This window comes from Pseudomonas sp. R25(2017) (genome assembly GCF_002112565.1).
GTDB lineage: Bacteria > Pseudomonadota > Gammaproteobacteria > Pseudomonadales > Pseudomonadaceae > Aquipseudomonas > Aquipseudomonas ekonensis.
Genome location: NZ_NEHZ01000007.1, coordinates 15,202 through 31,067 on the forward strand (window position 1 = coordinate 15,202; position 15,866 = coordinate 31,067).

Consider the following 15,866-nt stretch of genomic DNA (forward strand, 5'->3'; position numbering starts at 1 on the left):
GTCCATCGCAAGGAGCCGCCATGAACACCGTTGCCGCCGTAGCCGATTTCCGTACCTATCCGTTGATCAGCGCGCTGAACGGCGTGCAGCGTCTGGCGGACCGCGTCCTGGCCGAATGGGCCGACGGGCGGGTCAGCCCGTTCCACCACGCTTGGCTGCGGGACAACTGCCCGTGCCCGCAGTGCGTGTACAGCGTCACCCGCGAGCAGGTGTTCGAGATCGTCGACGCCTCGTCCTCGCTGGAACCCGCCGCCGCCCGCATCGACAGCGACGGCCGCCTGCTCATCGACTGGCAGGACGGCCACCTGAGCCGCTTCGACCCCGGCTGGCTGCGGGCCCACGCCTACGACGACGAATCCCGCGCCGAACGCCTCGCCGCCAAGCCCAGGCCCTTCCTCTGGCGCAGCGACCTGCAACTGCCGGTGTTCGACTACGCCGCCCTGATGAACGACAACGACGCGCTGCTGCACTGGCTGCTGGCGGTGCGCGACATCGGCCTGACCCAGGTGCGCGGCGTGCCCACCGAACCCGGCTCGCTGAAGGCGGTCGCCCAGCGCATTTCGTTCATCCGCGAGAGCAATTTCGGTGTGCTGTTCAACGTGCAGTCCAAGGCCGATGCCGACAGCAATGCCTACACTGCCTTCAACCTGCCGCTGCACACGGACCTGCCGACCCGCGAGCTGCAACCGGGGCTGCAGTTCCTGCATTGCCTGGTGAACGACGCCGAGGGTGGCGAGAGCATTTTCGTCGACGGGTTCGCCATCGCCGAGGCGCTGCGCCGGGAGGATCCCCCGTCGTTCCAGGCCCTGTGCGACATCCCCGTGGAGTTTCGCAACAAGGATCGCCACAGCGACTATCGCCGGCTGGCGCCGATCATTGCGCTGGACGCCTTGGGTCACGTGGCCGAGATCCGCATGGCCAACTTCCTGCGCGGGGCGTTCGACACGTCGGTGGAGCAGATGCCGCTGCTGTACCGGGCCTACCGGCGCTTCATCGCCATGACCCGCGAACCGCGCTTTCGGGTGATGCGGCGGCTCAATCCGGGCGAGCTGTGGTGCTTCGACAACCGCCGCACCCTGCACGCGCGCAACGCGTTCGACCCGGCCAGCGGGGCCCGGCATTTCCAGGGCTGCTACATCGACCGGGACGAGCTGCTGTCGCGGATTCTGGTGCTGCAGCGCTGAAACCGCGTCATCGTTCATCGCCAGCAGGCTAGCGATGAAACTACCGCGGACTTACCACCCGGCAGGCAAAAAAAGCCCCGATGCAAGCCGTGACAGGATCGGGGCGAGGGTACTGTTGAGGAGCTGCCGTGCGAGGGTGACCAAACCTTCGTGAAGCGAGCTGGCATCAGTGTGCCCACTCCCTGGGCGCGCAAGTTAGCCGAAAACGACATGCTCATAGCCAATGTGGACACCGCGACAAAACACCCTTGCCGCGCCTCGGCAGGCCTACCAGAATCGAGCCACGACCTCCGTTGCCAAAGAAGGATCCGCGTCATGATGTATGCCGATTTGATCGATCAGGAAGACCTGTTGGGCCAACTCAAGTCGTTGGGATTCGAAGTGCCGTCGGGCTCCACGGCCCAGCAGGCCTGCGAGTGCGCCGTTCGCGGTCTGGACGATGTACGGGCCAATACCCTGCGCACCATGGTCAAGCAGATGTACACCAGCAGCGCGAGCATCCAGCCGATCGTGCGTGAAGCCATCGACAAGCAGTTGCTGCCGGCGCTGGCGCAGTACCAACAGACCCGCGTCTGAGATCCCGGGCGTTTGCTAGAGTGGTGGCCTTGACGATCACCACGAGCGAACGCCGATGTTCTTTATCCAGACCTGCCAGTCCAGCGAACAACCGGGCTGGCTGCCCTTACGCCAGGCGCTCTGGCCCGATGCGCCGGAACACGAGCACCGCGACGACATCGAGCAGCAGCTGAAGGCGCCGCAGCGCTATATCAACTTCGTTGCCTACGACACGCAAAACCATCCCGTCGGCCTCGCCGAAGCCTCATTACGCTCCGATTACGTAAACGGCACCGACAGCTCGCCGGTGGTGTTCCTGGAAGGCATCTACGTGGTGCCGCAGCAGCGCCGCCACGGCGTGGCCGCCCGGTTGATCGAGCAGGTGGCGCAATGGGGACGGGAAAACGGCTGCGTGGAAATGGCTTCCGACACCGGCCTCGACAACCTGGTCAGCCAAGCGACACACAAGGCGCTCGGCTTCGAGGAAACCGAGCGCGTCGTGTACTTCAGGCGCCCGCTCTGATCAGAGCCTCACGCTGGCGAACGTCGATTCGTTGCGCGCCTGGCTCAACGCCGACAGCGGTCCCGACAGCGGCGACATCACGATGGCCTGCGGCAGCGGCAGCATCGCCACCTGCTGGGCGGTGTTGGAGCCTACGCGCTCGTCCCGCGGCGGAATGCCGAAATACTCGCGGTAGCACTTGGAGAAGTGCGGCGTGGACACGAACCCGCAGACCGACGCCACCTCGATGATCGACATCGGCGTCTGCTTGAGCAGTTGCCGGGCGCGGATCAGGCGCAGCTTGAGGTAGTAGCGCGACGGCGAGCAGTGCAGGTACTTCTGGAACAGGCGCTCCAGCTGACGCCGGGACACCGAGACGTACACCGCCAGCTCGTCGAGGTCGATCGGCTCTTCCAGGTTGGCTTCCATCAGCGCGACGATCTCCTGCAGCTTCGGCTGGTTGGTGCCGAGCATGTGCTTGAGCGGCACGCGCTGGTGATCCTGCTCGTTGCGGATGCGCTCGTAGACGAACATCTCCGAGATCGCGGCGGACAGTTCGCGGCCGTGGTCGCGGCTGATCAGGTGCAGCATCATGTCCAGCGGCGCGGTGCCGCCGGAGCTGGTGAAACGGTTGCGGTCGAGGGTGAACAGGCGGGTGCTCATGGCCACGCGCGGGAAGGCTTCCTGCATCGCCGCCAGGCATTCCCAGTGCACGCTGCAATCGAAGCCGTCGAGCAGGCCGGCGCAGGCCAGGGCCCAGCTGCCGGTGCACACGGCGCCGAGGCGGCGCGACTGGCGCGCCTGGCCCTGCAGCCAGGAGACGTGTTCACGGGTCACGGTGCGCTGGATGCCGATGCCGCCGCAGACGATCACGGTGTCCATCGGCGGGGCTTTGTGCATGGAGGCGTCGGGGGTGATCTGCAGGCCGTCGCTGGCCCAGACCTGGCCGCCGTCTACGGTGAGGGTAGTCCAGCGGTACAGCTCGCGACCGGACAACTGGTTGGCCATGCGCAGCGGTTCGACCGCGGAAGCCAGGGAAATCAGCGTGAAATTGTCCAGCAGCAGGAAGCCGATGGATTGAGGCGCACGGTTCTGGGGTTGAGCCCCGGAGTTGAACGACGTCATCGCGGTATCTCCTCACACAAAGCGGGTGATGGCCTCAGGCGGAGGCTCTTGTTATTGCCGTCGTTCTCTTGCGCGAGACGGGGCTTTGTTATGACAGAGCAATTGCCGTGCCTGAAATTGAATGCGCGTTCAATAACTCCTGAAAACGACGTCGCGGAGCGTCTATTCAAGACGCCTGACGAAAGGTCGTGTGAAGAGCCATCAGTGGCGGCGAAAGCACTGCCCCGCAGGGTGTGAGCAAATCGGTAGCACTTGTGGGAACTGGCCCGGGGGCCGGTGCGGCGCAGTGTCACCCATGGCACGGCGGACGGACGGTCGCGGGCGCGCACGGCGCCGCCCGGACGGGAATGGTTCTTGTCTGATTGCGACGCGCCAAAAGGTGGCGCGGTGGGCGGCCAGTGCTCCCTGGGTGCGCAGTTTTGACTGGTCTGGCGCTATCGCTGGCAAGCCAGCTCCCACAGGTTTTCCGGTCGTTCACAAATCCTGTGTACACCCGATTCACTGTGGAAGCTGGCCTGTCTGCTCCCACAGCTTTTTGGGTTGTTCACAAATACTGTGCTCACCCGAATAACTGTAGGAGCCAGCCTGCCGGGGTGTTCACAAATCCTGCATTCACCCAAATCACTGTGGGAGCTGGCTTGCCAGCGATGGGGGCGACGCGGTCTCAGCACTCGACCGCGCTGACCGCCAACCCGCCCCGTGAGGTTTCCTTGTATTTGTCGTGCATGTCCGCACCGGTGTCGCGCATGGTGCGGATCACCCGGTCCAGGGAAATGAAATGCTGCCCGTCGCCCCGCAACGCCATCTGCGCCGCGTTGATCGCCTTGACCGCCGCGATCGCGTTGCGCTCGATGCACGGCACCTGCACCAGCCCGCCCACCGGGTCGCACGTCAAACCCAGGTTGTGCTCCAGGCCGATCTCCGCCGCGTTGCACAACTGCTCCGGCGTTGCGCCCAGCACTTCGGCCAGGCCCGCCGCCGCCATCGCGCAGGCCGAGCCGACCTCGCCCTGGCAGCCGACTTCGGCGCCCGAGATCGAGGCGTTCTTCTTGCAGAGGATGCCCACCGCCGCGGCCCCCAGGAAGTAGTCGACGACATTGGCGTCGGTCACCGCTTCGCTGAACCTCATGAAGTAGTGCAGCACCGCCGGAACAATCCCCGCCGCGCCGTTGGTCGGCGCCGTCACCATGCGCCCGCCGGCGGCGTTCTCTTCGTTGACCGCCAGTGCATAGAGGTTGACCCACTCCATGGCGCTGAGGGTCGAGCCGATCACGTTGGGTTTGTTCAGTTCCTGCAGGCTGCGGTGCAGCTTGGCTGCGCGCCGGCGCACATTGAGGCCGCCGGGCAGGATGCCTTCGTGCTTCAGACCGTGCTCGACGCAATCCTGCATCGCCTGCCAGAGCTTCATCAGGCCGGCGCGGATTTCCTCTTCGCTGCGCCAGGCCTTTTCGTTGGCCATCATCAGCTCGGCCACCCGCAGGTTGTGTTTCTTGCACAGCTCCAGCAGCTCCACTGCGCTTGAGAAGTCGTAAGGCAATTCCGTCCGGTCCAGGTCCGCCACGCCGCTGGCGGCCTGCGCCGCGTCCACCACGAACCCGCCGCCGACCGAATAGTAGGTGTCGCGGTACAGCTCGCCGTGATCACCTTCGGCGACCAGGGTCATGGCGTTGGGGTGGAACGGCAGGTTCTCGTCGATCAGGCGCATGTCCCGTGCCCATATAAATGGCACCGACAGCCGTCCGTCGAGCAACAGCGTGTGGGTTTCGCGCAGGGCCTGGATCCGCGGGCCGATCAGCGACGGGTCGATGGCGTCCGGCCATTCGCCCATCAGCCCCATGATCACCGCGTTGTCGCTGCCGTGACCGATACCGGTGGCCGACAGCGAGCCGTACAGCTGCACCTCGACGCGACGCACCTGTTCCAGCAGGTGCCTGTCGCGCAGCGACCCGACGAACAGGGCGGCGGCGCGCATCGGGCCGACGGTGTGGGAACTGGACGGGCCGATGCCGATCTTGAACAGGTCGAAAACGCTGATAGCCATTGCTGCGAAGCTCCTCAAGGATGCCGTTCGGGGGCGCGAAACGCCCGCTGGCGGAGCTGCTACGCTCAAGCTGCGTTCCGCCGGGATGCCCGCATCATCAAGCTTTTCCCGGCGCGCCCGGCGTCTGGCACCGACGCACTCATGTCCACCAACGCCGTACCGCTTTACGCCCGTTCCTGCGCCGTTTTTCTGCGGTTCAGACACGCCAAAAGGGCCGAAAAAAGCTGTAAACGACGTCACCGACACTGGATGCGACCATCCCTGTACTGGATACGACGCACCCTGTAGGCGTCAGATTTTCACTGGTACATGATCGTTATGACTCGATTGAAAGGCGCCGCGGTAGAGCTGTTTTCAGAACGCCACCCAACCGCAACCCATAAGTGCGGTGGTCCAATCGGAACACTGCCGAAAAAAACACCAAGGAGTCCATTCATGAAAGGTTCCCCGTCGTTGTTGTTGGCCGCCATGCTGAGTCTGCCGCTGCTGGCTCAGGCCGCCGAACCGGCGCAATGCAGCACCGTGAACTTCTCCGATGTCGGCTGGACCGACATCACCGCGACGACCGCGACCACCAGCGTCGTGCTCAACGCCCTCGGCTACAAGACCAAGACCACCATGATCTCCGTGCCGGTGACCTACAAGTCCCTGGCCGACGGCAAGAACATGGACGTGTTCCTGGGCAACTGGATGCCGACCATGGAAAACGACATCAAGGCCTACCGCGATGCCGGCACCGTCGAGACGGTGCGCACCAACCTCAAGGGCGCCAAGTACACCCTCGCCGTGCCCCAGGCCCTGTACGACAAGGGCCTGCACGACTTCGCCGACATCGCCAAGTTCAAGAAGGAACTGGACGGCAAGATCTACGGCATCGAGCCGGGCAACGACGGCAACCGCCTGATCCAGAGCATGATCGACAAGAACGCCTTCGGCCTGAAGGACGCCGGCTTCAAGGTCGTGGAATCCAGCGAGGCGGGCATGCTGTCCCAGGTCGACCGCGCGCAGAAGCGCGACACCGCCGTGGTGTTCCTCGGCTGGGCGCCGCACCCGATGAACAAGCGCTTCAAGATTCAATACCTGACCGGCGGGGACGACTTCTTCGGCCCCGACTTCGGCGCCGCCACCGTAGCGACCAACACCCGCAAGGGCTACGTCCAAGAGTGCGGCAACGTCGGCCAGCTGCTGAAGAACCTGGAGTTCACCGTCGACATGGAAAGCGAACTGATGGGCAACATCCTGGACGACAAAATGAAGCCTGAGGCGGCCGCCAAGGCCTGGCTGAAGAAGAATCCACAGGTGCTCGATACCTGGCTCGCTGGCGTGACCACCACTGACGGTAAACCTGGCCTGGAGGCCGTGAAAGCCAAGCTGAATCAGTAATCGCTTACGCCGGGCGGGTTCGCCCGCCCGGGCTGTTATTTCCTTGCATGCGGACGTTCACTACCATGCTGATTGATCAGAAAATCCCTTTAGGCCAGTACATCGCAGGCTTCGTCGAATGGCTGACGCAACACGGCGCCAGCACCTTCGACGCCATCGCCGCGACCCTGGAAACGATGATCCACGGCGTGACGTTTGCGCTGACCTGGTTCAACCCGCTGGCGCTGATCGGCCTGATCGCCCTGCTGGCCCACTACATCCAGCGCAAATGGGGCCTGACCGCGTTCGTGGTCGCCTCCTTCCTGCTGATCCTCAACCTGGGGTACTGGCAGGAAACCATGGAAACCCTCGCCCAGGTCATGTTCGCGACCCTGGTCTGCGTGGTCATCGGCGTGCCGCTGGGCATCGTCGCGGCGCACAAGCCGATGTTCTACACTTTAATGCGTCCGGTGCTCGATCTGATGCAGACCGTACCGACCTTCGTTTACCTCATTCCTACCCTGACCCTCTTCGGGCTGGGTGTGGTGCCGGGCCTGATCTCCACCGTGGTGTTCGCCATCGCCGCGCCGATCCGCCTGACCTACCTGGGCATCCGCGATGTCCCGCAAGAACTGATGGACGCCGGCAAGGCCTTCGGCTGCTCGCGTCGCCAACTGCTGTCACGGATCGAACTGCCCCACGCCATGCCGAGCATCGCGGCCGGCATCACCCAGTGCATCATGCTGTCGCTGTCGATGGTGGTGATCGCGGCACTGGTGGGCGCCGACGGACTCGGCAAACCGGTGGTCAACGCACTGAACACTGCCGATATCGCCCTGGGCTTCGAAGCGGGCCTGGCGATCGTCCTGCTGGCGATCATGCTCGACCGGATCTGCAAACAGCCCGAAGGCAAAGTAGGGGGTGATGCATGAGCATTATTCGATTCGACAACGTAGACGTCATCTTCTCCAAGGACCCGCGCGAGGCGCTCAAGCTGCTCGACCAGGGCATGACCCGCAACGAGATCCTGAAGAAGACCGGCCAGATCGTCGGTGTGGAAAAGGCCAGCCTGGACATCAACAAAGGCGAGATCTGCGTGCTGATGGGGCTGTCCGGCTCCGGCAAGTCGAGCCTCTTGCGCTGCATCAACGGCCTCAACACCGTGAGCCGCGGCAAGCTGTTCGTCGAGCATGAAGGCAAGCAGATCGACATCGCCTCCTGCACCCCTGCGGAACTCAAGATGATGCGCACCAAGCGCATCGCCATGGTGTTCCAGAAGTTCGCCCTGATGCCTTGGCTGACGGTGCGCGAGAACATCAGCTTCGGCCTGGAGATGCAGGGCCGTCCGGAAAAGGAACGGCGCAAGCTGGTGGACGACAAGCTTGAGCTGGTGGGCCTGACCCAGTGGCGCAACAAGAAGCCGGACGAACTCTCCGGCGGCATGCAGCAGCGGGTCGGCCTGGCCCGTGCGCTGGCGATGGACGCCGACATCCTGCTGATGGACGAGCCGTTCTCGGCCCTCGACCCGCTGATCCGCCAGGGCCTGCAGGACGAACTGCTGGAACTGCAGCGCAAGCTGAGCAAGACCATCGTGTTCGTCAGCCACGACCTCGACGAGGCGCTGAAGCTGGGCAGCCGCATCGCGATCATGAAGGACGGCCGGATCATCCAGTACAGCGTGCCGGAAGAGATCGTGCTGAACCCGGCGGACGACTACGTGCGCACCTTCGTCGCCCACACCAACCCGCTGAACGTGCTGTGCGGCCGCAGCCTGATGCGCACCCTGGACAACTGCAAGCGCATCAACGGTTCGGTGTGCCTGGATCCGGGCGGCGACTCGTGGCTGGACCTGGCCGAAGGCAACACCATCAAGGGCGCCCGCAAGAACGGCTCCACCCTCGACCTGCAGAACTGGGTGCCGGGCCAGGCCGTGGAAGCCCTCGACCGCCGCCCGACCCTGGTGGACTCCAACATCGGCATGCGCGAAGCGCTGCAGATCCGCTATCAGACCGGCAACAAACTGGTGCTGCACGACAACAACCACGTGGTGGGGATCCTCGGCGACAGCGAGCTGTACCACGCGCTGCTCGGCAAGAACCTGGGGTAAAGGAAAGGCCACCGACACGAAAACGCCGCGAATCATCGCGGCGTTTTCGTTGGTGCAGGGAATGTAGTTGTGGCGAGAGCGCTTGTTGGATCGCCGCACCGTCCCGCCGGCTCGCGAAGCGGCCCCGGGCAAAGCGCCGCCGCGATCCAGGTTTACGACTGCTGCGCAGTCGACCGGGACGGTGCGGGCGATCCGACAAACGCCCTCGCCACGATGCGTCCCATCAGTCGCAGAAGCATTACCCCCAAACGCAAAAACGCCGCGAATCGATCGCGGCGTCTTTGTTTTTGCGCGTCTGCGGTGAGGCCTTAAGCCCCCTTCCCCAACAAGCCAGCCCCACACTCCCCTGTGGGAGCCAGCCTGCTGGCGATGAAGCCTGCGCGGCATCCCAGACCGAAACACCGCACCGCTTGTTGCTTATCGCTTATTGCTTACCGCTTACCGCTTACCGCTTACCGCTTAGCTATACACCCGGCCCAACAACTGCCGATGGCTTTCGAACTGATCAAGCACATCCCGCGTGATCTGGTCCTGGGTGAAGCCCATCAGGTCATAGTCCTGGCTGCCGTTGTGCAGGTACACCTCGGCGCGGTAGTAACGCTGGCGCGCCTCGTCGGACTGGGCCGATTCGGTCGGGGTTGCCAGGTAGCCGTCCAGGCTCACTTCGTAGACGAAAGGGTTGCCCTCTTCCATCTCGACGCGCACGCCCATGCAGCGCTTGGACTTGCCCAGCAGGGTCTGCACTTCCAGGCCCTGGGCGCGCAACTGCGCGGCGGCGTCATCAAGCGCCGGAGTGACGTGCTTGTCCATGAAACGCTGAACCACCGACTGGCTCGGCTGCAGGTCCAACTGGGTCAGGCGCTCGCTGAAGCCGCGACGGCCACGGGCCGCCAGCTCCGCTTGCTCCTGCTCGATCTGCACGTCCGAACGCATCGCCTTGTGCAGGCCGAACATGAAGAACACCAGCACCACCGAGAACGGCAGGCCGGCCAGCACCACCATGGTCTGCATGGCTTCGAAGTTGCCGGCGAACAGCAGGCCGATGGTCACCAGGGTGATCACGACCGACCAGAAGATCCGCAGCCAGTGCGGGGCGTCTTCGTCGACGTTGCCGCCCTTGCACGAAAGGTTGGCCATCATCACCGCGCCGGAGTCGGCGGGGGTCAGGAACAGCACGAAGCCGACGAAGATCGACACACCGATCACGACCTTCGACGCCGGGTAATGCTCAAGCAACTGATAGATCGCCATCGACGGCTGTTCCAGCGCCGTCTTGCCCAGTTCCACCGCGCCCTGGTTCATCACCAGGTCCAGCGCCGAGTTGCCGAAGATCGACAGCCATGCCAGGGTGAAGCCCAGCGGGATCAGCAGCACGCCGGCCACCAGTTCGCGCACGGTGCGGCCACGGGAGATGCGAGCGATGAACATGCCCACGAATGGCGCCCAGGAGATCCACCAGGCCCAGTAGAACAGAGTCCACAGGCCCAGCCAGCGGTCGGACTTGGCGCTGTCGCCTTCATACACGTAGAGATCGAAGGTCTTGAGCACCACGCCGTTGAGGTAGTCGCCGATGTTCTGCACGAAGCCGTTGAGCAGGTGCAGGGTCGGGCCGAACAGCAGCACGAAGATCAGCAGGCCGCTGAACAGCATGATGTTGAGGTTAGACAGGCGGCGGATGCCGTTCTCCACACCGGACACGGCGGCGATGGTCGCCACGGTGCTCATCACGATGATCACGATCAGCAGGTTGGTGTTGCTGTGCTCCATGCCGAACAGGTTTTCCAGGCCCGACGCCACTTGCAGCGAACCGATGCCCAGGTTAGTCACCAGGCCCAGCAGGGTCACGAACATGCCGAAGCCGTCCACCGCGTGACCGGCGCCGCCCTTGACCCAACGCTCGCCGACCAGCGGGTACAGCGCCGAACGCAAGGCCAGCGGCTGGTTGTGACGGTAAGCGAAGTACGCCACGGCCAGGCCGACCAGGGCGTAGATCGCCCAGCCGTGCAGGCCCCAGTGCAGGAACGTCAGCTGCACCGCCTGACGCGCGGCCAGGTTGGTGGCCGAAGCGCCTTCCGGCGGGTTGAAGTAGTGGTCCAGCGGCTCGGAGGCGCCGAAGTACAGCAGCGAGATGCCGATGCCCGACGAGAACAGCATCCCCGCCCAGGCGCCGTAGCTGAAATCGGGGGTATCGTCCTTGCTGCCCAGCTTGAGCTTGCCGTAGGACGAAAACGCCAGCCCCACCACGAACACCAGATAGGCGGCGATCACCACCATGTAGTACCAGCCGAAGCTGCGGGACAGCCAGGCCTGGGCCACACCGAGCAACCTGCCCGCCTCTTGCGGGGCGGCGATCAGGATGGCGGTCAACAGCAGAATCAGCGCGGTCGAGGTGTAGAACACCCAACCGTTGACCGTCACCTTCTCGGGCGGGGTCTTTATTAGCGAGGCAGAACTCATGGCACAAATGCTCCAGGCAGTGCGAGAGAAGAACACAAGGCAACACGGAACCCGACCAATCGGTGAGTTGGCAGCCGACCGGCGGGTGATATAAAGACACCCCGAAAAGCCCGAACCTGCAGAGATGGCACCGCGAATCGCCGTCGTGGCCATGATCCGGACATTCATCCGAAACCTGGCCCCAAGCGTCTTGCCCATTCAACACGTCCATCGAACGCCGAACCGCGCCTTGCCCCACGCAGGTTTCGAGCATTTTCGGATGTCGGTTTATCGCCATTTACACGTAGGAAAAACCTGTAGGCAGCGACGATTTGTCGCAGATCTTATTCTTTGTTGATTGAACGTTCAATCAAAACAAAATAGACTGGCCCTCGATCCGACAGCCGTTGCGCGGCTGCCGGAAGGCCTAAGGAGATGTGCAAGATGCCCAAGGTCGGTATGCAACCCATCCGCCGCCAACAACTGATCGAAGCCACGTTGCAGGCCGTCGACCAGGTCGGGATGGGGGACGCCAGCATTGCGCTGATCGCCCGTTTGGCCGGTGTCTCGAACGGCATCATCAGTCACTACTTTCAGGACAAGAACGGCCTGATCGCCGCCACGATGCGGTATCTGATGACCGCCCTCAGCGAGAGCGTCACCGCGCGCCGTCAGGCGCTGGCAGACAACAGCCCCCGGGCTCATCTGCAGGTGATCATCGAAGGCAACTTCGACGCCAGCCAGGTCAATGGCCCGGCAATGAAAACCTGGCTGGCCTTCTGGGCCACCAGCATGCACCAGCCGTCTTTGCACAGGTTGCAGCGGATCAACGATCACCGTCTGTATTCCAACCTGTGCTGCGAGTTCCGCCGCGCGTTGCCGCTCGAAGAGGCGCGCAACGCCGCACGCGGACTGGCAGCGTTGATCGACGGCTTGTGGTTGCGCGGCGCGCTGTCGGGAGACGCTTTCGACACCGAGCAGGCGCAACGGATCGCTTACGAATACATGGACTTCCAACTGGCCAAGCAGGCGAGCCAGAGCACACAGAAAACGCTCGGCCCCTGAACCGCCGCCATGGCGGCAGCCAACCACTCATGCACTTGCGAGGACTTTATGGCCCGTTTCGAACTGCAAAAACTCTACATCGATGGCGCGTACTCCGACGCCGGCAGCGATGCCACCTTCGAAGCCATCAACCCGGCTAACGGCGAAGTCCTCGCCCACGTGCAGCGCGCCACCAAGGAAGACGTGGAGCGCGCCGTGGTCAGCGCCGAAAAGGGCCAGAAGATCTGGGCCTCGATGACCGCCATGGAGCGCTCGCGCATCCTGCGCCGCGCCGTCGACATCCTGCGCGAGCGCAACGATGAGCTGGCTGCGCTGGAAACCCTGGACACCGGCAAGGCCTACTCCGAAACCAAGTACGTCGACATCGTCACCGGCGCCGACGTGCTGGAATACTACGCAGGCCTGGTGCCGGCCATCGAAGGCGAGCAGATCCCGCTGCGCGACACCTCCTTCGTCTACACCCGCCGCGAGCCGCTGGGCGTGGTCGCCGGCATCGGCGCGTGGAACTACCCGATCCAGATCGCCCTGTGGAAATCGGCCCCGGCCCTGGCCGCCGGCAACGCGATGATCTTCAAGCCGAGCGAAGTCACCTCGCTGACCACCCTGAAACTGGCCGAGATCTACACCGAAGCCGGCCTGCCGAACGGCGTGTTCAACGTCCTGACCGGCAGCGGCCGCGAAGTCGGCACCTGGCTGACCGAGCACCCGCGCATCGAGAAAGTCTCCTTTACCGGCGGCACCGACACCGGCAAGAAAGTCATGGCCAGCGCCTCGGCCTCGTCCCTGAAGGACGTGACCATGGAACTGGGCGGCAAGTCCCCGCTGATCATCTGCGACGACGCCGACCTGGACCGCGCCGCCGACACCGCCATGATGGCCAACTTCTACAGCTCCGGTCAGGTCTGCACCAACGGCACCCGCGTGTTCGTGCCGAGCCACCTGAAAGCGGCCTTCGAAGCCAAGATCGTCGAGCGCGTCGCCCGCATCCGCGTCGGCAACCCTGAAGACGAAAACACCAACTTCGGCCCGCTGGTCAGCTTCGCCCACATGGAAAGCGTGTTGGGCTACATCGCCAAGGGCAAGGAAGAAGGCGCACGCGTGCTGTGCGGCGGCGAGCGCATGACCGACGGCGACTTCGCCAAGGGCGCATTCGTGGCACCGACCGTGTTCACCGACTGCACCGACGACATGACCATCGTGCGCGAAGAGATCTTCGGCCCGGTCATGGCGATCCTGACCTACGAAACCGAAGAAGAAGTGATCCGCCGCGCCAACGACACAGACTTCGGCCTGGCCGCCGGCATCGTCACCCGCGACCTGAACCGCGCCCACCGCGTGATTCATCAGCTGGAAGCGGGCATCTGCTGGATCAACGCCTGGGGCGAGTCCGACGCGAAGATGCCGGTCGGCGGCTACAAGCAGTCGGGCGTCGGCCGCGAGAACGGCATCAGCTCGCTGACCAACTACACACGCATCAAATCGGTACAGGTCGAGCTGGGCGATTACGTCTCGGTGTTCTGAGACCCGAGTCCTTCATTGCTCGCGAGGCCGCCTTCGCGAGCAGGCTCGCTCCCACAATGGAATGCGTACCCCTGTGGGAGCCAGCCTGCTGGCGATTGAGTGCGCAGCACTCATCCGGCCTTGATCTGACCAACTTCAAAGAGGGTGCATTCAATGTCCCAAGTATTCGATTACATCATCGTCGGTGCCGGCTCGGCCGGTAACACCCTGGCCACCCGCCTGACCGAAGACGAGGGCGTCACCGTCCTGCTGCTCGAAGCCGGCGGCCCGGACTACCGTCTCGACTTCCGTACCCAGATGCCGGCCGCGCTGGCCTTCCCGCTGCAGGGCCGCCGCTACAACTGGGCCTACGAAACCGATCCTGAGCCGTTCATGGACGGCCGCCGGATGGAATGCGGCCGCGGCAAGGGCCTGGGCGGCTCGTCGCTGATCAACGGCATGTGCTACATCCGCGGCAACGCGATGGACTACGACGGCTGGGCGCAATTGCCGGGCCTGGAAGACTGGTCCTACCTGGACTGCCTGCCGTATTTCCGCAAGGCGGAAACCCGCGACATCGGCCCGAACGACTACCACGGCGGCGAAGGCCCGGTCAGCGTGACCACGCCGAAGGCCGGCAACAACCCGCTGTTCCACGCCATGGTCGAAGCCGGCGTGCAGGCCGGCTACCCGCGCACCGAAGACCTGAACGGCTACCAGCAGGAAGGCTTCGGCCCGATGGACCGCACCGTGACGCCGAAAGGCCGCCGGTCCTCCACCGCCCGCGGCTACCTGGACACCGCCAAGAAGCGCTCGACCCTGACCATCGTCACCCACGCCCTGGCCGACAAAGTGCTGTTCGAAGGCAAGCGTGCGGTCGGCGTGCGTTACCTGGTCGGCTCCGCCGAAGAGCGCGTCGAAGCCAAGGCGCGCAAGGAAGTCATCGTCTGCTCCGGCGCCATCGCCTCGCCGCAACTGCTGCAGCGTTCCGGCGTGGGCCCTGCGAAGCTGCTGGAAAGCCTCGACATTCCGGTGGTCCACGACCTGCCGGGCGTCGGCGAGAACCTGCAGGATCACCTGGAGCTGTACCTGCAGTTCGCCTGCACCCAGCCGGTGTCCCTGTACCCGTCGCTGCTGTGGCACAACCAGCCGGCCATCGGTGCCGAGTGGCTGTTCAACGGCACCGGCATCGGCGCCAGCAACCAGTTCGAGGCCGGCGGCTTCATCCGCACCCGTCCTGAGTTCGCCTGGCCGAACATCCAGTACCACTTCCTGCCGGTGGCGATCAATTACAACGGCAGCAACGGCGTGCAGGAGCACGGCTTCCAGGCGCACATGGGTTCCATGCGCTCGCCGAGCCGCGGCCGCATCCAGCTCAAGTCCAAGGATCCGCGCCAGCACCCGAGCATCCTGTTCAACTACATGGCCACCGAGCAGGACTGGCAGGAATTCCGCGACGGCATCCGCCTGACCCGCGAAATCATGCAGCAGCCAGCGCTGGACGCCTTCCGCGGCCGCGAGATCAGCCCGGGCATCGAAGTGCAAACCGATGAAGAGCTGGACAAGTTCATCCGCGAGCACGCCGAAACCGCGTTCCACCCGTCCTGCTCGTGCAAGATGGGCACCGACGAGATGGCGGTGGTCGACGGCCAGGGCCGCGTCCACGGCATGCAGGGCCTGCGCGTGGTCGATGCCTCGATCATGCCGATCATCACCACCGGCAACCTGAACGCGCCGACGATCATGATGGCCGAGAAAATCGCCGACAAGATCCGCGGCCGTCAGCCGCTGCCGCGCAGCAAGGCCGCCTACTACGTGGCCGGCGATGCACCGGTCAAAGGCAAGCCGCTGCGTGAAGTGAGCTCCGCAGCGCACTGACGGCTCAACTGTCAGCGCAAACGAAAGCCGCCAGTTTCCCTGCGAAACTGGCGGCTTTTTAATTTCGATTCTCATATAAGAAAGTTTCCAAAAAGACACTCTCCAAGAAAA

12 protein-coding genes are annotated in these 15,866 nt (G+C 64.0%); 9 read left to right on the forward strand and 3 right to left on the reverse strand.

What is annotated here, in order from left to right; translation table 11 throughout:
* Positions 1-20 precede the first annotated feature (20 nt).
* The 3 genes from CAG31_RS10555 (at position 21) to aac(6') (ending at position 2,262) form a co-directional block, all read left to right on the forward strand.
* Complete coding sequence (locus CAG31_RS10555) at positions 21-1,184, forward strand: gamma-butyrobetaine dioxygenase (RefSeq protein ID WP_085580673.1); 1,164 nt, start codon at positions 21-23, stop codon at positions 1,182-1,184.
* A gap of 315 nt (positions 1,185-1,499) precedes the next feature.
* Positions 1,500-1,760, forward strand: coding sequence for a hypothetical protein (locus CAG31_RS10560; RefSeq protein WP_085580676.1), 261 nt, complete (start codon positions 1,500-1,502; stop codon positions 1,758-1,760).
* A 55-nt stretch (positions 1,761-1,815) separates the two neighbouring features.
* Positions 1,816-2,262: an aminoglycoside 6'-N-acetyltransferase gene (gene aac(6'), locus CAG31_RS10565; RefSeq protein ID WP_085580679.1), complete on the forward strand. Its 447-nt coding sequence runs from the start codon at positions 1,816-1,818 to the stop codon at positions 2,260-2,262.
* Here aac(6') and CAG31_RS10570 read toward each other — a convergent pair whose 3' ends face one another.
* Together CAG31_RS10570 and CAG31_RS10575 are read right to left on the reverse strand one after the other, a co-directional pair.
* Entirely contained in the window at positions 2,263-3,366 is a 1,104-nt protein-coding gene (locus CAG31_RS10570) for a GlxA family transcriptional regulator (protein ID WP_085580681.1), read from the reverse strand.
* A 664-nt stretch (positions 3,367-4,030) separates the two neighbouring features.
* Positions 4,031-5,407, reverse strand: coding sequence for an L-serine ammonia-lyase (locus CAG31_RS10575; RefSeq protein ID WP_085580683.1), 1,377 nt, complete (start codon positions 5,405-5,407; stop codon positions 4,031-4,033).
* Between the two features lie 435 nt (positions 5,408-5,842).
* Here CAG31_RS10575 and CAG31_RS10580 point away from each other — a divergent pair, with 435 nt between their 5' ends.
* From CAG31_RS10580 to choV, 3 genes are all read left to right on the forward strand, one after another.
* Positions 5,843-6,790 carry a choline ABC transporter substrate-binding protein gene (locus tag CAG31_RS10580; RefSeq protein ID WP_085580685.1) on the forward strand — a complete coding sequence of 316 codons (948 nt, stop codon included), beginning with the start codon at positions 5,843-5,845 and terminating at the stop codon, positions 6,788-6,790.
* A gap of 65 nt (positions 6,791-6,855) precedes the next feature.
* A complete protein-coding gene (gene choW / locus CAG31_RS10585; protein ID WP_085580687.1) occupies positions 6,856-7,701 on the forward strand; it encodes a choline ABC transporter permease subunit in 846 nt (281 codons plus the stop codon).
* On the forward strand, positions 7,698-8,876 hold the full coding sequence (choV, locus tag CAG31_RS10590; RefSeq protein ID WP_085580689.1) for a choline ABC transporter ATP-binding protein: 1,179 nt from the start codon (positions 7,698-7,700) through the stop codon (positions 8,874-8,876). The genes choW and choV overlap by 4 nt, the downstream gene beginning before the upstream one ends.
* A gap of 459 nt (positions 8,877-9,335) precedes the next feature.
* On the opposite strand, the gene CAG31_RS10595 is transcribed toward choV, so the two are convergent.
* A complete protein-coding gene (locus CAG31_RS10595) occupies positions 9,336-11,276 on the reverse strand; it encodes a BCCT family transporter (protein ID WP_371856101.1) in 1,941 nt (646 codons plus the stop codon).
* Between the two features lie 480 nt (positions 11,277-11,756).
* On the opposite strand from CAG31_RS10595, the gene betI reads away from it, so the two are divergent.
* The 3 genes from betI to betA all read left to right on the forward strand — a co-directional run bounded on the left by betI (position 11,757) and on the right by betA (position 15,755).
* Positions 11,757-12,377, forward strand: coding sequence for a transcriptional regulator BetI (gene betI, locus CAG31_RS10600; protein ID WP_085581202.1), 621 nt, complete (start codon positions 11,757-11,759; stop codon positions 12,375-12,377).
* Positions 12,378-12,425: 48 nt separating this feature from the next.
* A complete protein-coding gene (gene betB / locus CAG31_RS10605) occupies positions 12,426-13,898 on the forward strand; it encodes a betaine-aldehyde dehydrogenase (RefSeq protein WP_085580694.1) in 1,473 nt (490 codons plus the stop codon).
* A 153-nt stretch (positions 13,899-14,051) separates the two neighbouring features.
* Positions 14,052-15,755 (forward strand): choline dehydrogenase, encoded by a 1,704-nt coding sequence (gene betA / locus CAG31_RS10610; protein ID WP_085580696.1) that lies wholly within the window; start codon positions 14,052-14,054, stop codon positions 15,753-15,755.
* Positions 15,756-15,866 lie beyond the last annotated feature (111 nt).